General features: G+C 55.0%; 22 protein-coding genes. 13 read left to right on the forward strand and 9 right to left on the reverse strand.

Annotated features, from left to right (window positions below):
* The first annotated feature begins 2 nt into the window (after window positions 1-2).
* Window positions 3-734, forward strand: a complete 732-nt coding sequence (locus KIH39_RS18995; RefSeq protein ID WP_213494806.1) for a hypothetical protein — start codon at window positions 3-5, stop codon at window positions 732-734.
* A gap of 7 nt (window positions 735-741) precedes the next feature.
* Here KIH39_RS18995 and accC read toward each other — a convergent pair whose 3' ends face one another.
* The 3 genes from accC to KIH39_RS19010 are packed head-to-tail and all read right to left on the reverse strand — an operon-like array spanning window position 742 to window position 3,781.
* A complete protein-coding gene (gene accC / locus KIH39_RS19000) occupies window positions 742-2,106 on the reverse strand; it encodes an acetyl-CoA carboxylase biotin carboxylase subunit (protein WP_213494807.1) in 1,365 nt (454 codons plus the stop codon).
* 43 nt (window positions 2,107-2,149) lie between these two features.
* Window positions 2,150-2,653 (reverse strand): acetyl-CoA carboxylase biotin carboxyl carrier protein, encoded by a 504-nt coding sequence (gene accB, locus KIH39_RS19005; protein WP_246539344.1) that lies wholly within the window; start codon window positions 2,651-2,653, stop codon window positions 2,150-2,152.
* Between the two features lie 18 nt (window positions 2,654-2,671).
* A complete protein-coding gene (locus tag KIH39_RS19010) occupies window positions 2,672-3,781 on the reverse strand; it encodes a M24 family metallopeptidase (protein WP_213494808.1) in 1,110 nt (369 codons plus the stop codon).
* 110 nt (window positions 3,782-3,891) lie between these two features.
* On the opposite strand from KIH39_RS19010, the gene KIH39_RS19015 reads away from it, so the two are divergent.
* Both KIH39_RS19015 and KIH39_RS19020 read left to right on the forward strand, forming a co-directional pair.
* Window positions 3,892-5,154, forward strand: a complete 1,263-nt coding sequence (locus KIH39_RS19015; RefSeq protein WP_213494809.1) for a Gfo/Idh/MocA family protein — start codon at window positions 3,892-3,894, stop codon at window positions 5,152-5,154.
* A 121-nt stretch (window positions 5,155-5,275) separates the two neighbouring features.
* The gene (locus tag KIH39_RS19020) at window positions 5,276-8,137 is read left to right on the forward strand and encodes a PQQ-dependent sugar dehydrogenase (RefSeq protein WP_213494810.1); all 2,862 of its coding nucleotides are present in this window, start codon (window positions 5,276-5,278) and stop codon (window positions 8,135-8,137) included.
* A gap of 183 nt (window positions 8,138-8,320) precedes the next feature.
* Here KIH39_RS19020 and carB read toward each other — a convergent pair whose 3' ends face one another.
* Together carB and KIH39_RS19030 are read right to left on the reverse strand one after the other, a co-directional pair.
* Window positions 8,321-11,611: a carbamoyl-phosphate synthase large subunit gene (gene carB / locus KIH39_RS19025; protein WP_213494811.1), complete on the reverse strand. Its 3,291-nt coding sequence runs from the start codon at window positions 11,609-11,611 to the stop codon at window positions 8,321-8,323.
* Between the two features lie 153 nt (window positions 11,612-11,764).
* Complete coding sequence (locus KIH39_RS19030) at window positions 11,765-12,397, reverse strand: hypothetical protein (RefSeq protein ID WP_213494812.1); 633 nt, start codon at window positions 12,395-12,397, stop codon at window positions 11,765-11,767.
* A 779-nt stretch (window positions 12,398-13,176) separates the two neighbouring features.
* Here KIH39_RS19030 and KIH39_RS19035 point away from each other — a divergent pair.
* From KIH39_RS19035 to KIH39_RS19070, 8 genes are all read left to right on the forward strand, one after another.
* Entirely contained in the window at window positions 13,177-14,391 is a 1,215-nt protein-coding gene (locus KIH39_RS19035) for a phage portal protein (protein WP_213494813.1), read from the forward strand.
* A 28-nt stretch (window positions 14,392-14,419) separates the two neighbouring features.
* Window positions 14,420-14,956: an HK97 family phage prohead protease gene (locus KIH39_RS19040; protein WP_213494814.1), complete on the forward strand. Its 537-nt coding sequence runs from the start codon at window positions 14,420-14,422 to the stop codon at window positions 14,954-14,956.
* A gap of 57 nt (window positions 14,957-15,013) precedes the next feature.
* Window positions 15,014-16,402 (forward strand): phage major capsid protein, encoded by a 1,389-nt coding sequence (locus KIH39_RS19045; RefSeq protein WP_213494815.1) that lies wholly within the window; start codon window positions 15,014-15,016, stop codon window positions 16,400-16,402.
* An 80-nt stretch (window positions 16,403-16,482) separates the two neighbouring features.
* Complete coding sequence (locus tag KIH39_RS19050) at window positions 16,483-16,857, forward strand: hypothetical protein (RefSeq protein WP_213494816.1); 375 nt, start codon at window positions 16,483-16,485, stop codon at window positions 16,855-16,857.
* 31 nt (window positions 16,858-16,888) lie between these two features.
* Window positions 16,889-17,503: a phage head-tail connector protein gene (locus KIH39_RS19055; protein ID WP_213494817.1), complete on the forward strand. Its 615-nt coding sequence runs from the start codon at window positions 16,889-16,891 to the stop codon at window positions 17,501-17,503.
* A gap of 19 nt (window positions 17,504-17,522) precedes the next feature.
* A complete protein-coding gene (locus KIH39_RS19060; protein ID WP_213494818.1) occupies window positions 17,523-17,867 on the forward strand; it encodes a hypothetical protein in 345 nt (114 codons plus the stop codon).
* 434 nt (window positions 17,868-18,301) lie between these two features.
* Window positions 18,302-19,687, forward strand: a complete 1,386-nt coding sequence (locus KIH39_RS19065; protein ID WP_213494819.1) for a phage terminase large subunit family protein — start codon at window positions 18,302-18,304, stop codon at window positions 19,685-19,687.
* 34 nt (window positions 19,688-19,721) lie between these two features.
* Window positions 19,722-20,909: an ATP-binding cassette domain-containing protein gene (locus KIH39_RS19070; protein ID WP_213494820.1), complete on the forward strand. Its 1,188-nt coding sequence runs from the start codon at window positions 19,722-19,724 to the stop codon at window positions 20,907-20,909.
* Here KIH39_RS19070 and KIH39_RS19075 read toward each other — a convergent pair.
* A complete protein-coding gene (locus KIH39_RS19075) occupies window positions 20,906-21,349 on the reverse strand; it encodes a hypothetical protein (protein WP_213494821.1) in 444 nt (147 codons plus the stop codon). The two genes, KIH39_RS19070 and KIH39_RS19075, sit on opposite strands and share 4 nt — an antisense overlap.
* Before the next feature lie 127 nt (window positions 21,350-21,476).
* Window positions 21,477-21,881 (reverse strand): hypothetical protein, encoded by a 405-nt coding sequence (locus KIH39_RS19080; protein WP_213494822.1) that lies wholly within the window; start codon window positions 21,879-21,881, stop codon window positions 21,477-21,479.
* 237 nt (window positions 21,882-22,118) lie between these two features.
* On the opposite strand from KIH39_RS19080, the gene KIH39_RS19085 reads away from it, so the two are divergent.
* The gene (locus KIH39_RS19085; protein ID WP_246539345.1) at window positions 22,119-23,045 is read left to right on the forward strand and encodes a prenyltransferase/squalene oxidase repeat-containing protein; all 927 of its coding nucleotides are present in this window, start codon (window positions 22,119-22,121) and stop codon (window positions 23,043-23,045) included.
* A 1-nt stretch (window position 23,046) separates the two neighbouring features.
* On the opposite strand, the gene fmt is transcribed toward KIH39_RS19085, so the two are convergent.
* Together fmt and KIH39_RS19095 are read right to left on the reverse strand one after the other, a co-directional pair.
* Entirely contained in the window at window positions 23,047-24,024 is a 978-nt protein-coding gene (fmt, locus tag KIH39_RS19090; RefSeq protein ID WP_246539346.1) for a methionyl-tRNA formyltransferase, read from the reverse strand.
* A gap of 39 nt (window positions 24,025-24,063) precedes the next feature.
* Window positions 24,064-24,720 (reverse strand): thioredoxin family protein, encoded by a 657-nt coding sequence (locus KIH39_RS19095; protein WP_213494823.1) that lies wholly within the window; start codon window positions 24,718-24,720, stop codon window positions 24,064-24,066.
* Window positions 24,721-24,937: 217 nt separating this feature from the next.
* Here KIH39_RS19095 and KIH39_RS19100 point away from each other — a divergent pair, with 217 nt between their 5' ends.
* Window positions 24,938-26,017 carry a hypothetical protein gene (locus tag KIH39_RS19100; RefSeq protein ID WP_213494824.1) on the forward strand — a complete coding sequence of 360 codons (1,080 nt, stop codon included), beginning with the start codon at window positions 24,938-24,940 and terminating at the stop codon, window positions 26,015-26,017.
* Window positions 26,018-26,060: the final 43 nt, after the last annotated feature.

The following is a 26,060-nucleotide window of genomic DNA, read 5'->3' on the forward strand; positions in this document are numbered from 1 at the left end:
ATATGATTCGGAAGCCATGGTGGATTACTGGCATCCTTTTAGGTGCGGTTAGCTCCTTAGCTTCCCCTGCACTGGCCGATCCGCCACGTTTAATCAAATCCTCTTCCGAAAAAACCGTAACCATTCCGGTTAAGCTGCCCTGGCCCGTGGAGCTCTCCGCCATACCGGAAACCCACCGGGAAGCCGTCACAAAGGTCGTACAATCGCCCACGCTATCCGCCCTGGGGAGTTCCGAAGAGTTTCACAGCGATTTCAAATCGTATTTGTGGATGCTCGATCATCCCGAGCGGGTCACCCTCGCCTGGCGTCGGCTGGGGATCGCCGCCGTGGAGATTCGCAGGACAAAAGAGGGGAACTTCACCTGGTCGGATGGACAAGGCAGTGAACTGGTCTGGACTTGCGTGGCGTCGAACGACGAAGGTCGAATCTGGTATGCCGAAGGTAAAGCCCGAGCGGGTGCCCTGTGTCCGGTGGTTCCCGTGAAGGCGGTAGCCGTGCTTCGCCATAAGGCGATTCGCGATTCTCAGGGATTGTCCGGGGTTCGACACCAGACAGAAATCTTCCTGCAAACCGACAGCAAGGCCGCCGTGATTGTCACCCGTCTGTTGGGACCGGCGGCTCCCCGCTATGCGGAACAGGGCGCTGAGCAGGTTCTGCTCTTTTTCTCCGGCATTGCCGATTATCTGGCGAAACATCCTGAAAAGGGTCCGTCACTGCTGGCCGAGAAGAAATAAGTCAGGCCTATTTCTTCTCATTGACTTGCGGGTTCAAAAAGACGCGTTCGATAAAGGTCGTATCGACATTTCCTTCAATAAACGAAGACGAATTGAAGATATCGCGATGGATGGGAATCGTCGTTTTGATTCCTTCCACCGCGAATTCGCGCAGTGCTCGCCGCATGGTGGCCAGGGCTTCCGCGCGGGTCGGCTGGAAAACCAGCAGTTTGGCGACCAGCGAATCGTAATTGGGTGGTACGCGATAACCGACACTGGCATGAGAATCGACGCGAACCCCGGGGCCACCCGGTACGCGCCAGGTGGTGATCAGACCCGGGCTGGGTTGGAAGTTGTTGGCCGGATCTTCCGCATTGATTCGGCACTCGATGGCGCTGCCGCGGTGCACGATATCCTTCTGTTTGAAGCGGAGTTTCTCGCCCGCCGCTATGCGGATCTGTTCTTTCACCAGATCAATGCCGGTCACTAATTCGGAAACCGGGTGCTCCACCTGAATTCGAGCGTTCACTTCGATGAAGTAGAAATTGTTCTGCTTATCCAGCAGGAACTCGCACGTTCCCGCACTGTAATATCCTGCCGCTTTCGCCAGTCGCACGGCCGATTCGCAAATGGCATCCCGAACCTTCACGGGCAGATTCGGCGCGGGAGATTCTTCAACCAGTTTCTGGTGCCGGCGCTGCAAGGAGCAATCGCGTTCGTAGAGGTGAACGACGTTGCCTTCCCGGTCGCCCAGCAATTGCACTTCGATGTGCCGGGGCTGCTCGAGATATTTTTCCAGATAAACGCTGCCGTCTTTGAAAGCGGCTTCTGCTTCCTGGCGGGCGGACTGAAGGCCTTCGATCAGGCTCTTATCATCCCGGGCGACACGCATACCGCGACCGCCGCCACCTGCGGCTGCTTTGATCAGGATCGGGTAGCCGGCTTCCCGCGCGAACTTCAGCGCAACCGAATCTTCGGTGATGATGCCATCGGAGCCAGGTACAACGGGGACTTTGGCGGCCTTGGCCATCTTGCGGGCTTCGTTCTTATTGCCGAGCTTGCGCATGGCATCGTGCGGTGGGCCGATGAATTCGATATCGCACTCGCGGCAGATTTCCGCAAAGTCAGCATTCTCGCTGAGAAAACCATAACCGGGATGAATGGCATCGGCACCGGTGATTTCCGCCGCACTGATGATGCGGGGAATCTTCAGGTAGCTCTCGGGAGCTGGCCCGGGCCCGATGCAAATCGCTTCGTCTGCGAGTTTCAGATACGGGGCATCTTTGTCCGCCGTACTGTAAACCGCCACCACGCCAATGCCGAGATCCCGGCAGGCGCGGATGACGCGCAAGGCGATTTCCCCTCGATTGGCTACTAGAACGCGTTGAAACATATCGAATGATTCTCAGATGAGAAAAAGTTCAGCACTCGCTCAATCAGGAGGGATCGACGCGGAAGAGGACCTGATCGTATTCCACCGCACCGCCGTTTTGCACCAGGACTTCCACAATCGTGCCGTTGAGACCGGCGGTCAGATCGTTGAAGATCTTCATGGCTTCGACTTTGCAGACCACGGTGTCCTTGGTGACCTTCGAACCGACCTTCACGTAATCGTCTTTATCGGGAGCGGGCTTGGCGTAGTACGTGCCGACCATGGGACTCTTGATTTCCAAATACTTCTTGGTGTCGGCGGCGGGAGCGGGAGCCGCAGTCGGCCCACCGGCCGCGGGCTGAGGATACGACGCCGGTGCGGCCATCGGGACGGGCGCCGCAAGGGGAGCGGCCGCGACCAGCCGGGCACCGCGCCGAAGCCGGATGCGTTGATCTCCCTCGGAGAGATCGACTTCACTGAGATCGAAACGCTTCATCAACCGTACGAGTTGACGGATGGCATCCAGGTCGAATGGTCCTGTACCCGAGGTTTTGCTGTCATCGGCCACGTGGGGCCCTCCCGTGATTTATCCTTCAAAGAATGCCCAGTCCCGGGGCAAACTGCTGAGTCGTTCCGCTCCGTCGGGCGTGATCAGGAAGTCGTCTTCCATTCGCACCCCGGCGAATCCCTGGAGATAGACGCCGGGTTCCAGCGTCACCACCATATTTGCCTGAAGCACATCCTCGGAATTACTGCGAATCTGCGGTGCTTCGTGAATTTCCAAACCGAAACCGTGACCTAAGCCGTGGTTGAATTCCCGACTGTAGCCCTGCTCGGCCAGGTATCCGCGAGCGGCAATGTCCACCTCGCGAACGTGGACGCCCGGTCGTAGTTTCGCCGCGGCGCGAGCCTGCGCTTCGGATACCATTTTGTATAAATCATGTAAGCGATTTTCAATCATCCGATATCTGGCCGAGTTTGCATAGGGCGACTTGATAACCCTCGTCAGATCGCTCTTGTATCCTTCGTAGGAAGCTCCCCAATCCATCAGGAGAAAATCCGCTTCTTCCAATTTCTTCGAACTCGGCGGGCAGTGCGGCAAAGCCGAGCGTTCACCCACGCCGGCAATAATCTCGAAGGCGCTCTTGGTTCCCCCCGCCCAACGGATCGCGAATTCCATTCGATTCACCAGATCGAATTCCGAATCCTGGGGCTGAATGTGGTTCCGAAAGTTCGTAAACGCTTCCTCAGCTATGCTTATAGCCCGTCGAATCGTCAGGATCTCGCTGGCATCCTTGATCGCCCGCAAAGATTCGATCCAGCCCGATCTGGGGACAAAAGTGGCCGTCGGGACCAATTCCTGAAATTTTTCGAGTCCGGCCACTGGCATATACGCCGCCTCGATGCCAATTTTGCGAACCCCCAGTTTACTGAGGACCTCGCCCAGTAATTGCGGCGTGGAACGGTCGTGTCCTCGAATTTGGACTTCCAGATGGGGGCACTCGTCCTGAATCTGGATGGCAAACCGATCATCACTCAGAAGGATCGCCCGGTCCCGAGTGACTAGTAAATAAGAAGAATCGCCGGTAAAGCCACTCAAGTAAGTGACATGATGGACAGCCGAAACGATATAAGCATCCAAGTCCGCTTGGATGATCTCGGCGGTCAGTTTCTGCAAGCGAGATTCTGTACTCATGCTCGGCTCCCATTTTTGAAATAGCTTACAAAATTCTCTTCCCCCTAGACCGGGTATGAGGCAAACTAGGTGAATTCCTTCCGCCTTGTCTCCTCGTCGGAGTTCGGTTCATGGATCGTCGCGCTTTTGTGTTAACCTCCGCTTCCGCGCTCGCTTTATCTGCCACTTCCTATGGGAAAATACTCGGCGCCAATGATCGCCTTCAGCTGGGGATTATGGGAATGGGCGGCCGGGGTAACGAGATGGCACCGGTCTGGGCCAAGCTGAATAACGTGGAGATCGCCTATTTTGCCGATCCCGATAAAGATCGACTGACGGCGGCGGGTGCCAAGTTTGAAAAAGCGACCAAGAAACCCGTTCCGAAGTTGGCTAAAGATTTTCGCTCTTTCCTCGATGACAAGAATGTCGATGCCATGTTCTGCTCGGCCCCGAACCACTGGCATGCTCCGGGAGCAATCGCCGCTTTGAATGCCGGAAAGCACGTTTATGTCGAGAAACCCTGTAGCCATAACGGCCAGGAGGGCGAATGGCTGGTCACTGCGGCCGAGAAGCACAAAAAACTCGTGCAGATGGGAAATCAGAGGCGAAGTTTCGAGAAGATTCAAGAAGCTATCAAGCTGATTCATGAAGGCGAACTCGGGCGGGTTTATCTGGCCCAATGCTGGTATCAGAATTCCCGGGGAGCTACCGGAACCGGCATGGCCAAGGATCCGCCGGCAGCCCTCGATTACGATCTCTGGCAGGGACCGGCGACCCGCAAGCCCTTTCGAAGCAACTATCTTCACTACACCTGGCACTGGTTCTGGCACTGGGGCAACGGCGAACTGGGCAATAACGGCATTCATATGATCGACGTCTGCCGTTGGGGCTTGCAGGCCGAGTATCCGATTCAGGTGACCAGCACCGGCGGGCGCTATCGCTTCCAGGACGATCAGGAGACCCCCGATACCAATCTTGTTACCATCGTCTATCCGGATCGCAAGTCGATTGTCTGGGAAGGACTATCCTGCAATCGGTTCCCGGAAGGAAAGACACCCGATGTGCTGTTCCATGGCGAAAAGGGTTCGCTTTCCATTTCGGGCGGCGGCTACCGAATCTATGACGAAAAAGGCAAAGAAAAGAAAAAGGTCGATGGATCGGCGGATATTACGCCGCACGTTCAGAATTTTGTCGATGCCGTGCGGGGCTCGGCCAAGCTGAATAGTCCTATAACCGAGGGCCACAAGAGCACTCTGGTTTGCCATCTCGGTAACATCGCTTATCGCTTGGGACGGCTCGTCAACGTCGACTCTGAAACCGGCCGGCCGGTCGATGAGGAAGCCGCGAAGTTGTGGGGAAAACAATACGAAAAAGGCTGGGAACCGAAGGTCTGAGAGCTCCGCACTTTTTGCCAAAACGGGAATTGCTTTCCTTAGGCCGAAATTAGAGTACCCTTTTGCCATCCGGAGCACTTAACATATCTGCATACTCCTGTTTCGATATAGGAACTCTCTTATGGTGCGGATTGGTCTCGCGGGAATTCTGCTCGGTCTTGTGGCTTTACTCGGCCTATGGTCGCGTGGGAACGCCTCCTGGCTCGTCTCGTCCGACGAAAATTCGCTGCAGAAGAGTACCGTTGCGCCGACCGCTTTCGAGTGCCGTTTCACCGAGACACCCCCAAAAATCGACGGCAATCCGAACGATGAGTGCTGGAAGCAGGCTCAGGAAATCTCCTGCTTTCGCAAGCACTGGAAACAGGGCGAAGAACAGACGCCCAAGAGTAAAACCAAAGCGAAACTGCTCTGGGATCGGGAATATATTTACTTCCTGGCCGAGATGGAGGATGAGGATCTCTTTGCCGACATCACCGAACACGACGGCAACACCTGGTTCAACGATGTGTTCGAACTGTTCCTAAAACCGGACGAGAAGAAGCCGGGCTATTACGAATTTCAGGTCAACGCCGCGAATACGATCTTCGATTGCTACTTTCCCGAAAGAGGTAAAGGCAACTTCGATCAGATCAAGAAGGCCGATACTTTTCACATCGATGCCAAAGTGAAACTCGACGGCACGCTCAACAAGCGCGACGACAAGGACAAAGGCTGGGTGGTCGAGGGCCGCATTCCCTGGAGTGATTTCGCCAAATCGGGCGGCCGACCGGAAGTGAATGCGATCTGGAAGACGAACCTCAGCCGCTACGATTACAACATTCACTGGAAGGAGCCCGATACCTCTTCCGCGGCTCCGCTGACCAAGCCCGATTTTCACCGCTATGAAGATTTCGCCGATCTGAAATTCACCGGCCCGGCTAAAGCTGATGGCCCGAAGCGAGTCGCCGGTACGACTTCCAAGGTGACTGGATTTCCCGAACCGCCGCCGCCTTACCGGATCAAGCGAGTTCATCCCGGCGTGACACTCGAATATCCAATCGCCGTGGTGAATCAGCCGAAGACCGACCTTTTGTGGGTCATCACGGAAGAATCTCGCTACGGCCCCACCAAAGTGGTCCGCCTGAAAGATCAGCCAGACGTGAAGGATTTTCAAGTTCTGCTCACTGACATTGGCGTGGCTTACAATATCTGCTTTCACCCGAAATTCTTGGAAAACGGCTACGTCTACCTCGGCCACAACATCGGCACACCCAAGGGAAATGCCACCCGAATCACCCGTTACACCGTCGATTTGAAAGAACCTAACAAAGTCGATCCGGCCTCGGCGAAGATCATCATCGAAGCGTTGTGCGATGGCCATAATGGCGGGGCGATCTGCTTCGGTAATGACGGCATGATGTATGTGACCTTCGGAGATGGCACGGCCGATTCCGACCGCAATCTGAAGGGGCAGGATATGACCTCCCTCCTGGCCAAGGTGCTACGCCTAGATGTCGATCATCCCGACGAAGGCAAGCCCTACTCCGTTCCCAAGGATAATCCCTTCGTCGGCCAGAAAGATATCGTGCCGGAAACCTGGGCCTACGGCATGCGCAATCCCTGGCGAATGACTTGCGATCCGGTCACCGGTCATATCTGGGTAGGGCAGAATGGGCAGGATCTCTGGGAACAGGTCTATCTCATTCACAAAGGCGATAACTGCGGTTGGAGCATTCAGGAAGGGAGCCATCCTTTTTATCCGGATCGCAAGCGCGGCCCTACGCCGATCGTTAATCCCACTTTCGAACATAGCCATGCGGAATCTCGTTCGCTGACCGGCGGGCTGGTCTATTACGGCAAGAAGTTCCCGGAATTGCGCGGAGCTTACATTTACGGCGATTACAGCACCGGCCGAATCTGGGCCGGCAAGCACGATGGTACTAAAGTTCTCTGGCACAAGCTCTTGGCAGTAACGCCGATGCTGATTACCTATTTCGGATTGGATAAAGACGGCGAAATTTTGATCTGCGATCATCAGCCTCCGGGACAGGGGGGCTTCTACACACTGGAGTCGACGCCGTCAGACGATTCGTATTTGCGCTTTCCGAAGAAGCTCAGCGAAACCGGCCTCTTTAAGGACATCAAGACCCATACGCTGCAGCCGAGCGTTTATCCCTACTCGATCAACGCCCCCTTCTGGTCGGATGGCTCGGCCAAATCCCGCTTCTTCTATCTACCGGGCGATACGCAGATCGATTACAAGAGCAAGGATGGTTGGGAATTTCCCGATGATGCAGTCACCATCAAATCTTTCTCTCTGGAAACCGCTCAAGGGAAGAAGTGGATTGAAACTCGCCTGATGAGCCGGCAGATGGGCCAGTGGTACGGCTATTCCTATATCTGGAATCCGGAGCAGACGGATGCCGATCTCGTGGAAGCAACCGGCCGGGATGTGAAGTACAATTTGGCCGATGGCAGCACGCAGGTCTGGCATTATCCAAGCCGGGCCGATTGCCTGGTCTGTCATAGCCGGGCGGCCAATTTCGTGCTAGGACTCAGCGAGTTACAGGCGAACAAAGGCGATCAGTTGCGGCAGTTCGAAAGCCTGGGCTTATTAAAAACCGGTCTGCTACCAAACCCTCCAGAGAAGTTGAAAAAGTTGGTCGATCCGTTCGATCCCAAGCAAGATTTGAACCTTCGGGCGAGAGCCTGGCTGCATAGCAATTGCGCCAGTTGTCACGTGGAGGCCGGTGGAGGCAATGCTCAATTCGATGCGCATTTCGAAACTGAAGTTCAGAAGATGAAGTTGATGAACGTGGCACCTATGCATCACAAATTCGGGGTGGAAGATGCCAAACTCATTTACCCCGGCGAGCCGGATAAATCGGTGATTCTCAAGCGAATCGAACAGCGCAAGGAAGGTTTCATGCCGCCGTTGGGTTCGGTGAAGACCGACGAGCGAGCGGTGGAACTGATCCGGGAGTGGATCAAGAGTTTAAAATAGGCTCGGTTTAGCGACGCATCGGAGCGCTAGCGCAGATGCGTGAAGGCCTGCATACCGAACCGCCTCCCACGATGCATGGCCCAATCATGATACGATTGATGCCTCATTCGCTATACGCATCTCCGCAAAGCCTACGATGCATCGCTAATGAGTAGAAATTGGGCGAGACGTGAAAATGATTCGTTACTTCGTAAACCGGTCCTGCAGCGCGCAGACCGTCAGCTCTTTCTGCCGGAGCGCTCGACAGGCTTCCACCGCCGCCTGAGCCGCGGCCATCGTTGTGATGCAAGTCACGCGCTGAGCCACCGCACTCGAACGAATCTTCCCTTCATCGGTACGCCGGCCTTTACCACTCGGTGTATTCAGAATCATGGCGATCTCGCCATTCTTCATCTTGTCCAGCAGATTGGGCCGGCCTTCCTGAATCTTCAATACTTCCTGAACGGTGATACCTTCATTCCGCAGGAACTTGGCAGTACCGCGTGTTGCCAGTAACTGGTAGCCCAGATCGGCCAGATCCTTGGCAATCGGAATCATCTCCTGCTTGTCCCGATCGTTGACCGAGATGAAGATGGTCCCCTTGGCCGGTAGCGGAGAATTCGCGGCCAGCTGCGACTTGTAAAAGGCCATCGGGAAAGAATCGTCGATGCCCATCACTTCACCGGTCGAGCGCATTTCCGGGCCGAGGATAATATCCACTCCCGGGAATTTGTTGAACGGGAAGACCGATTCCTTGACCGAGTAGTGCTTGGGCACCACCTCATCGGCCACATTCAACTCATCCAGGGTCATACCCGCCATAACCAGCGCGGCCAGCCGGGCGAGAGGTACGCCGATGGCTTTCGACACGAACGGAATGGTTCGCGAAGCTCGCGGATTGGCTTCCAGAATGTAGATTTCCGGGGCCGGTCCCCAGGTGTTCGCAATCGCGAACTGAATGTTCATCAAGCCCTTCACCTTCAAGGCGCTGGTCAGCACCCGGGCCTGACGTTTGATCTCGTCGATCACCGCCATCGAGAGACTGTGCGGCGGCAGCACGCAGGCTGAATCGCCCGAGTGAATCCCGGCTTCTTCAATGTGCTGCATTACGCCGCCGATAACAACGCGTTTGCCATCACTGAGGCAATCGACGTCCACTTCCACGGCGTCTTCGAGGAATTTATCGATCAGGATCGGCTTGCCGGGCGAAGCTTCCATCGCCTTCTTCACGTAACGTTCCAACGAGCTTTCATCGTGGACGATTTCCATGGCCCGGCCGCCGAGCACGAAGCTGGGCCGGACCAGAACCGGGAAGCCAATCTTGCGCGAAGTATGCAGAGCACCCTGATAATCGAGCGAGGTACTGCTGGGCGGTTGCTTCAACTTCAATTCGTCGATCAGTTTGCTGAAGAGTTCCCGGTCCTCCGCCATGTCGATGCTTTCGACGCTGGTCCCGATGATCGGCACACCTTGAGCTTTCAGAGCCTTGGCTAGATTCAACGGCGTCTGACCGCCAAATTGCACAATCACACCAGCCGGTTGCATGCGGTCGCAGATGTTCATCACATCCTCGGCCGTCAGCGGTTCGAAGAACAGATGATCGGAAGTATCGTAATCGGTACTGACGGTTTCCGGGTTCGAGTTGACCATGATGGTTTCGAAGCCCGCTTTGCGTAACGCCACCACTGCTTGAACGCAGCAGTAATCGAACTCGATCCCCTGGCCGATACGGTTGGGGCCGCCACCGAGAATCATGATTCGCTTTTTGCCGCTGGTCGGACGAATTTCGTCCTCGAGTTCCATCGAAAACGTTCCATCCGGCATCCGGACCAGAAAAGGCGTTTCGTACGTGGAGTAGTAGTAGGGAGTGAACGCTTCGAACTCCGCGGCACAGGTATCAACCAGTTTGAAAACTGCCTTCACACCAAAGGTTTTGCGGAGTTTGCGGACTTCGGTTTCGGAAGTTTCCCAGAGGTTGGCCAGTTGCCGGTCGATGAAACCCATCTGCTTGGCTTCCAGCATCAAAGCCGGGGTGACATCTTGGAGCTTGGTGTTGCGAATCACATCTTCGTATTTCACCAGTTCTTCGATTTGGCGAAGGAACCACGGATCGATGTGAGTGCGGGCATGGATATCCTCGACGCTCAGTCCGGACTTCAAACCGTAGCGAATGAACCAGATGCGTTCGGCATTCGGTTTCGCCAGCTTGTTATTGATTTCTTCCATCGTCGGCTGGTCGGGGGTGCCCCAGCGGTCGAGACGGTCGCAGCCGAGACCGAAGCGGGAAACTTCGAGGCCGCGCAAGGCTTTTTGCAGCGATTCCTTGAAAGTCCGACCGATGGCCATGGTCTCGCCGACCGATTTCATCTGAGTCGTGAGTGTCGGGTCGGCATCGGGGAATTTTTCGAAATTGAAGCGGGGGACCTTGGTCACCACATAATCGATAGTCGGCTCGAAGCTGGCCGGGGTATCGCGGGTGATATCGTTTTTCAATTCATCGAGCGTGAAGCCGACGGCCAGCTTGGCGGCTATCTTGGCGATCGGGAAGCCGGTGGCCTTGGAGGCCAGAGCGCTCGAGCGGCTGACGCGCGGATTCATTTCGATAACGATCATCCGGCCGGTGGCCGGGTTGACGGCGAATTGAATGTTGGAACCGCCCGTTTCCACGCCGATTTCGCGAATGATGGCCTTGGCCGCATCGCGCATCCGCTGATATTCCTTGTCCGAAAGCGTCTGAATCGGGGCAACGGTGATGCTGTCGCCGGTGTGCACACCCATCGGATCTAGGTTTTCGATGGAGCAAATGATAATGACGTTATCGGCCTTATCGCGCACGACTTCGAGTTCGAATTCCTTCCAGCCGATGATGCTTTCTTCGATGAGCACTTCGCCGACCGGGCTCAGTTCCAAGCCCAGGGTGAGCATGGAAATGAATTCTTCGCGGTTGTAAGCGATGCCGCCGCCGGTGCCTCCCATAGTGAAGCTGGGGCGCAGCACGCAGGGCAGTCCGATGGTTTCGACGATTTTATTTCCCTCGGCGAGGCTCTTGGCCACGCCCGATTGGGGAACATCCAAACCGATTTTAAGAATGGCTTCCTTGAATTTGAAGCGATCCTCGGCCTTGTCGATAACGTCGGCTTTGGCGCCGATCATTTCGACGTTGTATTTTTCCAGAACGCCATGTTTGTACAGGTCCATGGCGGTGTTCAGACCGGTTTGACCACCGAGGGTCGGGAGAAGCGCATCGGGCCGCTCTTTGGCGATGATTTTTTCCACTACCTGCCAGGTAATTGGCTCGATGTAGGTGCGATCCGCCGTATCCGGATCGGTCATGATCGTGGCCGGGTTCGAATTAACGAGTACGACCTCGTACCCTTCTTCGCGGAGGGCCTTGCAGGCCTGGGTGCCAGAATAATCGAATTCACAGGCCTGACCGATGATGATGGGACCGGAACCAATTAGCAGGATTTTCTTGATGTCTGTACGTTTCGGCATGGTGCTCAAAGTAGAGATTTCGAATCGAAACTCGAATCATCTTACGGAGTCGGGCAAAATCTGTCTTGGAGTGTTTTGACGAATCGGCCTAAACGTCAACTATCGAAGAAAAAAACTGGCTTTTATACCGCCGGGCGAGCTCCCCGAGTGCCATTATTCCGCTGAAGCAGAGTTTGTAGAACCATGGAGCGCCTTGGCAATCAATTCATCGAAATACGCAGGGCGACGTAGGGGAATGACGACCATCACGAGACCGAATACGAAAAAGGCCATACCGACGAGTTTTGTGATCATTCCTGCGTAAGGGAAGGTTGGCAGCTTACCGGTGATGTTGCCATCGCGAAGGATAAGGCTGGCAATCAAAACGCCGCTTCCCAAAATCATTAGCACGCTGCCCAAGACAACACTTAGTCTAGGATGAATGTGCGACCAGGGGACATGAACCATATCGTGCGCCGTAGCCTTCGCAGTTTCCAAATCGACGCCACCGCTGATCAAAAGTTGGGTCGCTTCGTTTGCGTTCAACCCGGCGGCCACTTTTTTGGCTGTTTCCGAAAGTAATATTTCCCGCCGGGCCTTCTGAAGAATCCAGTCGACATTTTCGGGACGCATCTTCTCGGCAAGCAGACGTTCTTTTATTTGTTCGGAGTTGGCTGAAGATTTCAGAGCATCCTGAGCCAAGTTCATAATCCGTTTGACTTTACGACCGTTCTGCCAAAAAGCAAAACCAATAAGACTGAGGATTCCCAAACCACCGCAAATGGATATCGCCGGTAAGTATTCCATGGGGCAACCTGACGCATTGGGCTAAGAAAAATTTTGTGGATGATCGCCTGTTAAAAAACACATCGCGATTGGCATATTTATATGAACTTTTTCTTATCTTTTGAAGCTCCCCTGCTTTTGAATCACCAATTTCTCCCCGGGTAGACCGAAACGGTCAACCCGAGGCTCACCCCTCGCTTTGCCCTCCGGGAAAAGAAAATATTGTGCTGTGTACCATGCCCGGAGCTTCGAGCCCCGGGTAGACCGAAACGGTCAACCCGGGACTCACCCCTCTCTTTGCCCTCCGGGAAAAGAAAATTTTGTCGTGTATACCATGCCCGGAGGGCAGGCAGATATTAGACCCAGGTTGCTCGCTTCGAGCCCCGGGTAGACCGAAACGGTCAACCCGAGGCTCACCCCTCTCTTTGCCCTCCGGGAAAAGAAAATTTTGTGCTGTATACCATGCCCGGAGGGCATGCAGATATTAGACCCGGGTTGCTCGCTTCGAGCTACCCGGGGATTGAATATCCAGGTTGACCGTTTCGATCAACCCATGGGAATCGCCTCCCCCCCTTTTTCAAAATTCTTTGACTACGCACTTGGGCAAACTCGAGAACCTCAAGTAAAGTATACGCATGTACACTACTTGATTGGTGTACGAGTGGAACAACGATGCGACCCTTCCTGCGCCGGGCGGGGGACGAAACGTCTAGGGAGCCCACGCCCCCGCCCGGTCCTGTCTCATTCGGTTTGTGAAGCGATTTTTAGCCCCTGGCGGAATTTCCTTTTCGAGGTGCGGTATGGCTTTTTCCTGGTTACGCAAAGCGCTGGGGCCCAAGGCCTCCCGATTACGGATCGGCTCGCTTTGGAGCACGCCCACCCCAAACGCCGGCTGGTGGCGCGACGATCCGACCGAGCAGCTACGGCAGTATCAATCCTGGGTCTATGCCGCCGTGAATGCGATTGCTCAGGAAATCGGTCGGCAACGCCCCTACTGCTACCGCAACTGGGGACAGGCCGAGCACGAGCAGACACCCCTGGTGGCAAATCATCCGCTGGTTCAACTGCTGGAACATCCCAATCCGAAGATGACCCCCTGGGAACTCTGGTACCTGACGGTGCTTTATCTGGAGTTGACGGGCAACTGCTACTGGCATGTGGCCAGTCGCGGCGATGGACTACCCGGCGAACTTTGGATCATTCCCACTCACTGGATTCGCATTGTCACCCATACATCGGTTTATGCTTATGCGTATGAATTGCGCGTACCTGGCGCACCGGCCGAGTATTTCAGCCCGGAAGAGATTATTCATCTGAAATATCCCAATCCGTTGGATGTCTATTACGGCTTGTCGCCGTTGCAGGCGAACGCGCTCACGATAGATGCCAATGCCGAATTGCAGCGCAGCCGGTGGCAGACCTTTCAGGCCGGTCAACGGCCCGGAATGGTTTTGCAGACCGATCAAACCTTAAACGATGCCACGGTCGTACGACTGGAAGAGAAACTGCAATCCAAATTCTCCGGCCGGGAAAACTGGCAACGACCGCTGGTGCTTGAGCAAGGGTTGAAAGCCAGTCCCTGGACCTTCACCCCCGCCGAGATGGACTATTTGAACTCCTGTCGGCTGACGCGCGATGAAATTTTCGCACTCTTTCGAGTGCCGCCGCCGGTGGCCGGGATGATCGAGACGGTGGGCCTGGGCGCGGATATCTGGCACGGGGCGAGGACGATCTTCTGCGAAGGAACGATTCAACCGAAGCTCGATTTGATTGCTCAGGCATTGACCCGAGATCTGGCCCGGCGCTTCGATGCCGATCTGGTGATCGCGTTTCCGGATTGTTCGCCGCGCAATCAGGATCAACGTCGGCTGGACGATGAACTCGATGCTCGGCTCGGTCTACGAACCGTGAATGAAATCCGCCGGGCGCGCGGCCTGAAACCCTTCAGCGATGGCAAATTCGACCAGCCGCGGTGTTTGGGTCACGTCGCGGAACGGCCATCATTGGGAAATTGAATCGAAAGCATTCCAAAGGAACACATCCATGAAATTGCATATGTCTGTGGACGCGACTCCATTATCCATTGATACCGAAAATCACACGGTGCGATCCGTGATTAGTACATCGCAAGTCGACCGGCGCGGCGATGTCATCCTGCCCGCCGGTTTGAGTAACGCGGCCGAGTATTTGAAGAACCCCGTCGTTCTCTGGGCGCATCAGCGGAACGTACCGCCGATTGGTACCTGCACCAAACTCGAAGTGCTACCCGATCAAATCGTTGCGGAAACGCAGTTTTCTCAGGCCACACCGCTCGCACGCGATTTGTTTCGACTCTACGCCGAAGGGACGCTGCGTGGCTGGTCGATCGGCTTCGTTCCGAAAAGTGCCCGACCGCGACGACGGCAGCGTGAGGAACCCGCCGGGCTGTTTTTCGATTCCTGGGAACTGCTCGAATATAGTGCGGTGCCGATCCCGGATAATCCTCAGGCCCTGACGCTGGCGATTCAGAAAGGTCAGATCGAGGATTCCCACTTGATCGATTACCTGCGCCGGGATGTTCTCGGCGGGCTGTTGAAATAACGGCTCTTACCTTCCCTTAACCGAATTTTTTGTGCCCTTTCTCCTGGAGATATTTTCATGACGACGACTGAAACGACTTCCACTACCATCCCCAACGACCGCTTTCAAACTCGCGATGAGCTTGTGCAGTTCATCGAACAGAAAACCAGCGATGCGATCGAAAAAAGCCGGGTCGACCGCCGGGTGCCCTGGGCGACCAGTGGCCCGGTCGGCCGGGATTCCGACGGCTACAGTGTTCTGAAGGCGGCCGCCTACGCCCTGGGTTATATCGGGGCGGATCAGGCTAAAGAAGAGATTCACACGCATCAACAGTTGCGCGATCTCTATTCCACTTATGGGTTCGTACCGCACTGCGGCGCGCAATCTTTCCTGATCCCCCTCTCGACCAATCATCTGCCGGCTTTCGAAAGCCGCGGCGCGAAACTGCGCGATGAGATCCGCTGCAAAATGACGGCCCAGGCCGATAAGTTCGATCCGGATGAGGCCCGCTGGCTGAACCGTCGCCTGAACCTTCAGACTAAATCGCTGGGAACCATCACCGATACCGCCGGCGGAACGCTGGTCCGTTATCCCGTGCTCGGCGAGATCATCGATCTGCAGCGGAATCTGGAAGTCTTTTCGATGGCCGGGGCCCAGGAAATCGCCCTGCCTCCCAACGGCCGCATTCAATTTCCCAAACTCACCGGGGGCAGCACGGCTTACTGGGTCGGCGAAGCGACTGCGATCACCGAAAGCCAACCGACCACCGGTAACCTCGATCTGCAAGCCAAGAAACTCGGCGTACTGGTGAAGGTAAACAACGAATTGTTGCGCTTTGCCAGTCCTTCCGCGGAAGGCCTGATCCGCTACGATATGGCCCGCAGTGTGGCGCTGAAGGCCGATCTGTCGATGCTGGAAGGCAACGGCAGCACGCAGATTAAAGGGCTGCTGACGTACGGTGGCATCACCCAGCACACCGCCAGCACACTAGGAACCAACGGCAATACCTTCGAGCCGCAGGATGTGGCCCTGATGGAAGGAAAGCTGCCCGATGCCGTCGGCGCCCCAACGGCCTGGCTGATGCGAAAAAATATGTTCGCGGCCCTGATGAACCGGCGGGCGGATGCCGTGAACGCCAACGATGGGAAAGGGCCTTTCCTGTTCCATCCCATGCGGAGTGCGGCCGATGCTCCGCCGAGCGAGATCTACGGCACCCGAGTGGTTCGCTCCTCGCAGGTCAGTACTACCCGCACCAAGGGTTCCGGTTCCAATCTTACCTATGTCCTGTTGGGGTACTTCCCCGATTGGGTCATCGCCCGCATGGGAGTGATGGAGTTCATGGCCAGCGGTTTGGGAGATTCTGCCCTGACCAACGATCAGACTTATCTGCGCGGCATCCAGCATATCGATGCCGGCCCTCGAAACATCAGCAGCTTCGTACTCTGCGACCAACTGGTCGCGGCCTGATCGCCCGCGCGGGTGGGACGAAGGATCTTTCCCGCCCGCGTTTTTCTCATTTTTTACTGATGTCTCCTTCGGAGTTTTCCATGTCCACCTTACTTCACGATGTCGCCAGCGCCGTCGCCCTGCAATCGGTCGTTCAGGCCAATTCTCTATCGGAAGACGGATCGACCATCGTTGATATGATCGATTCCGATGGAGCCTGTTTCGCGATTCAATCCATCGGCCAGCTCAGCAGCAGTGCGTTTCTGGGTAAGTTTCAGGAGTCGTCCGACAGGATCAATTGGACCGACATCCCCGGCGGTTCATTCGAACCGGTCAAAGGGTTAAACAGTCTGCAAATCATCTCGTTCGTGCGCTCGCAGCGTTATCTGCGCTACCAGTATATCTTCGAAGATGGCGATCTTGCCAGTTGCTTCGGCAGCGTCGTGCTAGCCACTCAGAAAAAATTAGTTCCCTGAATTCGCCCGATTTCACAGCGGAGATTGGATCATGGCACTCGATACACTGGCGAACATCAAAGCGCGGCTGGGGATCTCCGGTAGCGAGGATGATAGTTTGCTCGGCAAAATTCAATCTTCCGCGGAAGCATTGATCGCCGAGCATACCGGTCGAAAATTCGAAGGGGGAACCTTCACCGAAGATTTCTCGGCCGCGCTGCGTTCTGTGCAGCTGAAAAATTATCCGGTGGCAAACCTGAATGTCTACGTCGATAATCTCGGCGAGTTCGGCCTGCAAACTGAAATCCCCGCGATCGCCTATAAGGTGGATGCCGTCCGGGGTATCGTCAGGTCGTTGTGCGGACCTTTCTACCAGACCCGCTTTTACACGGCCTTTCAGGAACTTCGACCGGTCTGGGAAAGCTTTCCAGGCATGGTCCGGGTCATCTACACCGTCAGTGCACCGGTACCGCAGCAGATCCAGGAAGCTTTAGCTCTCCTGGTCGGTTTCTCTTATCGGAAAGTGAAGACGAATCAGGCGTCCAATCAGCGAAATATTCTGCAGGAACGGGTAGGCGATTCATTCGTGATGTTCGAGAGCAATAAAGACGATTCGTATCGGCAAGCGCTCGATCTTTTGGAACCGTTTCGGCAGCCCAGTCTTTGAAAAGTCCCCGAGAGTCAACATGAGTACCGCACCGATTCCCATTCCGTATCCCGAGACCACGGCCATCTATCGCCCCTTCGGTTCGCCTACACCGATCGCTACAGAGATCTCCGGCCACTTGATCGCCGATAGTTCCGGTCTGAATTCGACACGGACACTGAAATGGACTCACATTCTGGAAACGGCTTCTTCCACGGATCTACGCGATGGTTGCTCGCGGACGGCGGGAACCAATGCGATCGTGTACGCCGATGGCGATGAAGTTCGCATGGGCGGCAATAGATTTGTCGTCGTCTGGGTGGAAATCGTAAACCCCGGAAGTTCCTTCGAGCGGAAACGGGCCTATCTGATGCGCCATTCCTGAAAGATTGACTAACGCTTCTTCTTCAACATTTCCCGGCCTTTGCACCATCATGCGCCAGCGAAAAAACTCGCGAACGAGCGTTCAGCGACTTCTGACTCGGCTGGCCGGCTATCGAGCCCGCGGGCTGAGTTGGAAGACTTGCACCAGCAAGTTGGGAGAGACCAGAAAACATCTGGATGAACTGATCTATGCTCACCCGGGATTATGGAGTCGTGCCCTGACGCTGGCATTGAAAGATTCAGCCGCCGAGTTCCGCCTCGAATGCATTTCCTGGATGCGCCGACAGCTGCGGGAGCAGGATGCCAAAACCGCGATTGCCAGTGCAAAGGTACTCATCTCTCTACTCAATCCGCTATGGAAAGAGGGCCAATCTCCGGAGAGGGAGGGGCTGGACCCGCTACAAATTTTCGCCCGCGGTTTACTGAGGTGCCCCGATGAACAGCTCGAAGCGCTCGCGGCAGAACTCACTGCGAAAATGGCATCTGATTCAACAGGAAAAGAATCGACGTCAGGCTCGTCAGGATCCCAATGCATTTCTGGAACTGGTTCTCAGTCAGCCGGATAAACCATTCCGGCAGGCGATGATTCACAAAGAATTGCAGGATTTCCTGACTCGGAATCCGCGGGCGCTCATCGAATTGCCGCGCGATCACGGCAAGAGTACGCAGGTCTGCGCCCGCGTTCTCTGGGAGTTGGGAAGGCAGCCGAATCTGCGCATCGTCCTGGTGTGCGGCAACGAAAAGATTGCCCTGGAACGAAGCGGGTTTATCCGCCAGCAACTGCAAACTAATCCCTGGCTGTTTCCTCTGTTTCCTCACTTGCGGCCTGGCCGGCCCTGGGGTACGAAATGCTTTCACATAGCGGGGCAGCGCGCTCGCATTGGCCCGAGTGTTACGGCTCTCGGTATCGGGGCCGGGTCCACCGGTGTGCGCGCCGATCTGCTCATCTGCGATGACATCGTCGATGTGAAATCGCTTTACAGTGCTCGCGAACGGCGGCGCGTCGAAAGTTACTTTCGCGAAAACCTGATGAACTTGCTCGAACCGCAGGGCCGGCTCTGGAATCTGTTCACGCCCTGGCATCAGGACGATTTGAACGCTCGCTTGAAAGCCAGTTCCGCGTACGCGCATTTTCGACGGGCGATCGATGAAGATTTGACACCGCTGTGGCCGGAGCACTGGCCCAGAGAACGGCTGCTCCAACGCCGACGCGAGATCGGGACGATTCCGTTTGCCCGAGCCTATCATCTGAAACCGCTGGTGGAAGCGGACACCTTGATACTGCTGAAATGGATCCGTTTTCGCGAGCGGGACAAGAGTTATTCCAAAATCGTTCTCGCCATCGACCCGGCCATCAGCACGACGGCCCAGGCCGATTGCAGCGCATTAGTCGTGCTCGGTTTGCGCGACAATCGGGAAATGGATTGTCTGGAAGCGCTCGGCCGAAGAATTCGCCCACCCGAACTGATCGAACTGATTCGCCAGTTCGATGCACTTTGGAAGCCGGATGCGATTCTTTTTGAGCAGAATGGGGCGTTCCGCGCCGTGTTTGAGATGCTGCAAAGCCAGGCAGGTTTCGCGGGTCGATTAATCGGCATCACGCAGTCCGTCAGCAAGCTGGCACGAGTGCAGGCGTTCAGTGTTTTGGTGGAAACCGGCCGATTCTATCTGAGAGGTCAGAACAACGAGGTATCGCCGGAGCAAAAACCGTTGTTCGATGAAATGATTTCCTTCCCGCTCGGCGATCACGATGACCTTCTGGATGCCGCCGCGATGGCCGCGCAATGGCTGAGTACGAAAACCGAGTTGCGCGTCTGGTAATACTTTTCTATTTTCACTTTTCGGGATCGCCCGCATGATCTCCATTCGATTTCCTTTCTTACCGCAGCGCCGTTCACTCTGGTCTAATCAGGTCTGCGATCTGTTCGGCCTCTCGGACGAAGAACCCCCAATAACGGTTGCGGAAAATTTTTCGCTCGATTTGCAGCCGGGACAAATTGCCTTGTTTCATGGCCCTTCCGGCAGCGGGAAATCTTCGTTGTTGCGAACCTTGGGACAATCCTGGAACGCACGAGACGCCCAGCAGATTTTGCTGCCGGACATTCCTCTGATCGATGCGCTGGAAGGTTCACTGGAAAAACGTCTGGGTGAACTATCCGCATGCGGCCTCGGCGAAGCCCGCTTGATGCTGCGCACGCCGAGCGAGTTGTCGGAGGGTCAACGCTTTCGATTCCGCCTAGCGTACGCGATGTCTCTATCGCAAACCGTGATGGTGGATGAATTCTCGGCGGTTCTCGATCGCACTCTGGCGAAAGTTGTGGCTTATAATCTGCGCAAGCAAGTCCAACGCTGGAAGGGCCGGCTACTACTGGCCACTAGCCACGAGGACGTTCTCGAAGATTTGCAGCCGGATGTACGAGTGGAATGTCGAGGCGACGGCGATATTCGGATTTTTCGCTCGGAAAACCGAGTTTCCAAGCCGATATCCTTTGCCGATGAATTGAAAATTCGAGAAGGAACGCTGGCGGATTGGAAATATTTCGCGCGCTGGCATTATCGAAGCCGTACAGTTGCGTTCGTCCGCCGGGTGGTCGTGCTGGAGCATCTCCATCAGCCGATCGGCATTTGCATCTTCTGCTGCCCGGCGGCCTCCCTGACTCTGCGCACCCGCTATTTCGGACTGCAACGTCCGCAATCTCCCCGGATGATGCAACGCATGAACAAGTCTTTATGGGTATTATCGCGAGTAGTTTTGCACCCGACTTATCGAGGGGCGGGCATCGCGGCCCGGTTTATTGCCGAAGCTTGCGATAGTTGCCCGGTGGAGTGGATCGAAACTCTTTCGGCTATGGGTCGAGTGAATCCGGTTTTCGAAAAGGCGGGATTTCAAAAAATCGGCTTGATTCGACGGAATGGCAAGCGACCGAGCCGGGCGTACAAAAATCGCAAGAGCAACAAAAATCCGAATGAGGATCGACAAAACCAATTCAGCGAACCGGTTTACTTCATTCGGAAAACTTTTCGCGGCCCGACGTGGGGTTAATCGACGGATGAGTCTTTATCTTTGGATGGTTCGCCAGGATTTACGCTCGTCGGTTGTTCCGCTTTACGTTCGCGAAGGACTACTCCGGTAATTGCATCTATCAGCAATTCCGGTCCATTCGCCACCGCCTGGATGCGCAGAACTTTTCGGCCTTCGACGATTTCTTCCCGCACCAGATGCAAAAGTTCGGAGCCGGGAAACGAAGGTTCATCGATCGCCCGTTGGGAAGGCAATTCCCGCACTTGGGTCAGTAGCGGGATCTCTGGAAGTAGCGGCTGCTTAGCGCTTTCTACAAAGGACTGCGCTCCCTCATGCGGATGTCGGGTGAGCAGCACAAAGACACTTAATAGACCGACTGCCCCTATTGTCGCAACCCAAGGTCGACTGAGGCAATGTATCAGCGCTTCCCAGTGCTTGCTCGTGGGGCGAATCCTATTCATGACCATTCCCTTCTTATTGTGCAATCCTGCGGCCTGTTACTCATCTCAGTGAATGTAAGAATGAGTACATTGAGAGCGGATGATAAAAATTCAATTCGAGGGTTTACCCTCGAATTGCCAGCGACCTTTAGTCGACCGTCCGAAATTTCATCGTGGGATCTTCCATTTTTGCTTCCGTGATTAGTTCCCCCGATTTGGCATCGAGAGTGATTACGGAGTTACTGGAGCCGATGAAAATTTTGAGCACTTCCCGGCCCTGCTCCAGAATTTTCCGAACGTTGAGGGTCTTGGCATCGTCCATCGAGGACAAATTTCGATACTTTTCGATGCGTTCCTGAAGTACATCCTTGTCCAAATTGACGATGTCTGGATTCGCGACAAATTGCTTGGAGGTTGGCTTCGGAGTGGTTAGCACCAATAGGAGGCCAATTCCCACAAAAACAGCCAAGCTGAGCACCAGATTCTGCCAGCCATTCCAATTGTTAAACTTGTCCCAGAATGTCATGGCCACTTTAGGAGAGTGATTGACCATACTAATCCTTCGCTATTTCAAAACAGAGTCCGGCAAAGAATGTGCATCTTAGATTGCGAGTCCGATGGCCCCATTCCCTACAAGGTATATAGCTCTCTAACACCGAATATTTCAGGGAGTTCCTGTGTCAGACAAAAATCTCACTTTTTACTCATTTCCCGGATCTTTTCGAGCAGATATCTGACGAGGGGGAAACGGGTACCTAACCGGACTGCTTCGGCGCTTTACAATTGCTGAATGAGCTCGCTAGGATACCTGCAAAAATTGACGGCGGATTTAGTCGATGGGGTAGATCGGCTTCCCGCCGCTTTTCGGGAAAGGCACATAAATTGGCTGACTGCCAACCAGAATCCCGATGGCGGTTTCAGTGGCCGCGAAGGGGGCTCCGATCTCTACTACACCGGTTTCGGCTTACGCAGCTTAGCCATTTTGCAGGGACTAACTCCCACGATTTGTGAAAAAGCGGGTGGCTTCCTCAAATCCAAATTGAATCAGCCCGCCAGTGTCATCGATCTTTTTAGTCTGCTCGTCGGTTCTTTCCTGGTCCGGCTCGGCGGCTACGATGTGTTTGCCGAAGCCCCCGCCGACTGGCCCGAACGGGTGGCCCAAAGCCTCGAACAATTTCGTACCGCCGACGGCGGTTACGCCAAAACGCCCGACGCCAGCTACGGCAGTACCTACCATTCCTTTCTGGTGGCCCTGGCGATTGAACTGCTCGAGAAGCCGATCCCCAATATTGAAGCCCTGGTCGAGTTCACTCGTCAGCGTCGACGGGACGATGGCGGCTACGTTGAAATCCCGGCCATGCGTCGCTGCGGGACCAACCCGACGGCGGCCGGGGTGGGCCTACTGCAAATCGCGAATGCTCTGGATGACTCTTCGCGAAACCTCGTGATTGATTTTCTCTTCCGATTAGTTGGGGAATTCGAAGGCGGTTTCCGGGCGAATGACCGCATCCCCACGGCCGATCTGCTCTCGACCTTCACGGCGTCCTGGACACTGGCCCAGTTGGGAGCCAAAGATCGCATCGACGTGGCCAACGTGGTCGCTTACGCGCAGTCGCTGGAAAGTTCCACCGGCGGTTTCAAAGGCGGCCTCTGGGATACCGCTCTCGATGTGGAATATACGTTCTATGGGATTGGTGTGATGGGATTGTTTGCCTGAGCTAAGCAGCGAACAAATCCTGACAGCCGAAGCGGTCGGTTTTCTGAATGGGATGGCCGCGCAGAAAATCGGAAGGGTTCATTTTCTTTTTCCCCGCCGGTTGCAATTCGAGAATTTCCAAAGCGCCGGGACTGCAATGCACAACTAACTTTTTTCCATCCGGGGAAAAAAGCGTGCTCGGCTCGCCGTGACCTTCGGTAAGGACACACCGCGCAATCATCACCCGCATCGGTTCTTTACCTTCGCGATGCAGAAACGTGTACGCCGTCGGCCAGGGCTGCATGGCCTGGATCTGCCGGGCCACCGCTTCCGCCGGGCGATTCCAGTCGATTAAACCATCTTCTTTCTTCAGCTTGGGCGCCTTGGTCACCAGGGCTTTATCCTGCGGCGTGCCCACCACGGGTCCCTGCTTCATCTGAGCGATGACATCCAGAGCCATTTGTGCGCCGATGGGGGCGAGGCGGGCTTCCAGTTCCCCGGCGGTTTCCATGGGTTGAATGAGGACCGATTTCTGAGCCAGCATATTCCCGGCATCCAGTCCGACCGACATGCGGATAATGGTGACGCCGGTTTCCGCCTCGCCGTGATAGATGGCCCAGGCGATAGGGGCGGCCCCACGATACTTAGGCAACAGAGAGGCATGAACGTTGATCGCCCCGATGGAGGGCAGGCCCAGGACTTCCTTGGAAAGAATCTGACCGTAGGCCGCGACGACTAAAAGATCGGGATTCAAATCTTTCAGCAGAGCCACCCCTTCCGGACTATTGATGCTCTCCGGTTGAAAGACTGGTACATTCTTCTCGGCAGCGATTTCTTTCATGCCGCGGCCGACCTGCCGCGTGGAACCGCGCTTGACGCCGGTTTCGCGGTCGGGCTGAGTGAACACCCCAACGACTGGATCGGGACCTTGCAGAAGATGTTCCAGGGTGGGCTCGGCAAAGGTGCCGGTGCCCATCATCACGATACGAATGGGGTTCATAGAGCAAGCAACCAACTAAAAGATTGAAGACCGATTCGATTATTTCTTCGTCCATTCCGTCAGGAATTTCAGAATCGCTTCTTCACTATAGCTGCTTCCTTTTTCCAATTCGTCCGTGTTTTTGGATTTCAGAAGTTTGCCGTCGGTGTCGAGAACGTAGATATGCGGGTAGCCTTTGATCGCGGGATACTTGGAAAGGAATTCCTCGTTATGCTGTTCTTCCGTCCAGGTCACTTTCATCAAGAGGAAATTATCGGTCAAAACTTTATTTAACGCTGGAGTCTTTTCGAGGAAGGCAGTCAAGATCTTGCACCATGGGCACCAGTCGCCGCCGACCTGCACCAGAATCCGTTTGTTTTCTTTCTTGGCACGTTGAATCGTGTCTTCGAGATCTTTGGCGGGGTTGCGCATTTCATCGTAATGAGCCACGGTATAAAAGGGGGCATCGCCCGTCGAGGCTTTCTCCGGGGCGGCTTCCTTATTCGGCTTAACTCCCGCGTCCTTGGCACTCGGGGGAACCGCGGCAGTGGCTTTCTCAGGCGTGCTTTCGCTGCTGGTCTTGGCTGGCAAGTCTTTCGGCTCACTTGTCACAACGCGCTGGGAGGGTGTAGAGGCCACCTCCTGTTTAGCACAGCCCGTCAGTCCTACGCAGAAGCCAGTACAGGCCAGGAAAATCGCCGTTCTTGAAAACTTCATAACAGAACCTCCCAGGAGTCGATGGTCTAAGAAATATTTCGCTCTCTTGCATTGTAGGGCATCGGGAATTTCCGCCGAGATTAAGGGATGTCTGTAAAAACACTGGATTTTTGGCTCGCGATCAAATAACTTTCACTTCGGGTGTACATAGAACACCCTGCTCAATGCCTTCAGGAATCTCAATTTTAATTCTGTGAATCGACACATTGGAGAGTGCATGTACCGCTTCCCCGGACTGGCGTTGCTCGCGTTGGCAATGACCTTCACCACCACTGCGCAAGACAAAAAAGAAACCAAATGGGAACCGCCGACTCCACCGAAAGGCTGGAAACTGGTTTCGAGCAAGGAGGGGACGTATCGCTGGTTCATCCCCGAGGATGTGAAACGCAGCGGCAGCCGGGATCGCACGATGACCGTCTCGGGAATCCGCGAACGAATTCAGATCAACGACTACTCTCTGAAAAACGGCGCCACCCTGGAAGTCTATAGCAGCGCGCTGAGCGGCCCCGCCCTGAAAGGCGTCAAAGTCAACGATGTGCTCGATATTTTCGTGAAGCAAGAGAAGGAAGACGGCTACAAAGTTTCGGAGCCCAAGGAAACCAAAGTTGGCGAGTTGAAGGCCAAGGAATATCGTCTCACCAAAGACAGCGCCGAAAAGCGGATGGTCCTGCTTTTTGCCCGGCCTCGTGTTTATGAATTCAGCGTGCAATCGACGGATAAGGCCTTCTTGGAATCTGAAACGGCCGACACCTTTTTGAAATCGCTGGTTTTAGTCCCGACCGAAGTTCTGCAGGCGGAGGCCAAAGCCCGTGCGGCCAAAGACGATGAAATCAACAAAGAGAACATGAAGAAGCTCGGCGCCAAATGGACCATGGACCTGAAGGAAATGACGCCGCCCGAAGGGGATGTGGTGGGCATGATTCATGGGAAAGAATTCAAATATGACATCGTGGAATTCAAAGGCAGCCGTTTGGTTCTCAAGAAGGGTAAAGATGTTTTCCCGGAATTTGAAGTAGTGGTGACGACGTTTCTGAAAGCGGATGAATCTCTGGAAGGCAAGACCTACAGCATCGCCCGAGCGCGATCCAATCCGCCGCAATCGCCCCATATCTCCATCTCGTCCAAGGACGCCGCCTCCAAACTTCCCAAAACCGATCTCTTCGTGGCCAATTACGCTCTGAAGCTGACATTTGGCACCAAGAACGATAAGGGAGAAATCCCAGGAACGATTTATCTCTCGACTTCCGATGCCTTCAAATCGTTCATCGCCGGTTCCTTCAAGATCCCGGCCAAGTAACCAATTTAGAAACACCAACACCCGCCTTTTTCCGGCGGGTGTT

Origin of the sequence: Telmatocola sphagniphila (assembly GCF_018398935.1) — a bacterium.
In the GTDB taxonomy this organism is placed as follows: domain Bacteria; phylum Planctomycetota; class Planctomycetia; order Gemmatales; family Gemmataceae; genus Telmatocola; species Telmatocola sphagniphila.

What these genes read in the sequence shown, in the direction of transcription:
- KIH39_RS19065 (WP_213494819.1), top strand. Translation starts at nt 18,302, where the DNA reads ATGAACAGCTCGAAGCGCTCGCGGCAGAACTCACTGCGAAAATGGCAT.
- KIH39_RS19085 (WP_246539345.1), top strand. Translation starts at nt 22,119, where the DNA reads ATGAGCTCGCTAGGATACCTGCAAAAATTGACGGCGGATTTAGTCGAT.
- carB (WP_213494811.1), bottom strand. Translation starts at nt 11,611, where the DNA reads ATGCCGAAACGTACAGACATCAAGAAAATCCTGCTAATTGGTTCCGGT.
- KIH39_RS19050 (WP_213494816.1), top strand. Translation starts at nt 16,483, where the DNA reads ATGTCCACCTTACTTCACGATGTCGCCAGCGCCGTCGCCCTGCAATCG.
- fmt (WP_246539346.1), bottom strand. Translation starts at nt 24,024, where the DNA reads ATGAACCCCATTCGTATCGTGATGATGGGCACCGGCACCTTTGCCGAG.
- KIH39_RS19045 (WP_213494815.1), top strand. Translation starts at nt 15,014, where the DNA reads ATGACGACGACTGAAACGACTTCCACTACCATCCCCAACGACCGCTTT.
- KIH39_RS19015 (WP_213494809.1), top strand. Translation starts at nt 3,892, where the DNA reads ATGGATCGTCGCGCTTTTGTGTTAACCTCCGCTTCCGCGCTCGCTTTA.
- KIH39_RS19030 (WP_213494812.1), bottom strand. Translation starts at nt 12,397, where the DNA reads ATGGAATACTTACCGGCGATATCCATTTGCGGTGGTTTGGGAATCCTC.
- KIH39_RS19095 (WP_213494823.1), bottom strand. Translation starts at nt 24,720, where the DNA reads ATGAAGTTTTCAAGAACGGCGATTTTCCTGGCCTGTACTGGCTTCTGC.
- KIH39_RS19075 (WP_213494821.1), bottom strand. Translation starts at nt 21,349, where the DNA reads ATGAATAGGATTCGCCCCACGAGCAAGCACTGGGAAGCGCTGATACAT.
- KIH39_RS18995 (WP_213494806.1), top strand. Translation starts at nt 3, where the DNA reads ATGATTCGGAAGCCATGGTGGATTACTGGCATCCTTTTAGGTGCGGTT.
- KIH39_RS19100 (WP_213494824.1), top strand. Translation starts at nt 24,938, where the DNA reads ATGTACCGCTTCCCCGGACTGGCGTTGCTCGCGTTGGCAATGACCTTC.
- KIH39_RS19035 (WP_213494813.1), top strand. Translation starts at nt 13,177, where the DNA reads ATGGCTTTTTCCTGGTTACGCAAAGCGCTGGGGCCCAAGGCCTCCCGA.
- KIH39_RS19055 (WP_213494817.1), top strand. Translation starts at nt 16,889, where the DNA reads ATGGCACTCGATACACTGGCGAACATCAAAGCGCGGCTGGGGATCTCC.
- KIH39_RS19060 (WP_213494818.1), top strand. Translation starts at nt 17,523, where the DNA reads ATGAGTACCGCACCGATTCCCATTCCGTATCCCGAGACCACGGCCATC.
- KIH39_RS19080 (WP_213494822.1), bottom strand. Translation starts at nt 21,881, where the DNA reads ATGGTCAATCACTCTCCTAAAGTGGCCATGACATTCTGGGACAAGTTT.
- accC (WP_213494807.1), bottom strand. Translation starts at nt 2,106, where the DNA reads ATGTTTCAACGCGTTCTAGTAGCCAATCGAGGGGAAATCGCCTTGCGC.
- KIH39_RS19070 (WP_213494820.1), top strand. Translation starts at nt 19,722, where the DNA reads ATGATCTCCATTCGATTTCCTTTCTTACCGCAGCGCCGTTCACTCTGG.
- KIH39_RS19020 (WP_213494810.1), top strand. Translation starts at nt 5,276, where the DNA reads ATGGTGCGGATTGGTCTCGCGGGAATTCTGCTCGGTCTTGTGGCTTTA.
- KIH39_RS19010 (WP_213494808.1), bottom strand. Translation starts at nt 3,781, where the DNA reads ATGAGTACAGAATCTCGCTTGCAGAAACTGACCGCCGAGATCATCCAA.
- KIH39_RS19040 (WP_213494814.1), top strand. Translation starts at nt 14,420, where the DNA reads ATGAAATTGCATATGTCTGTGGACGCGACTCCATTATCCATTGATACC.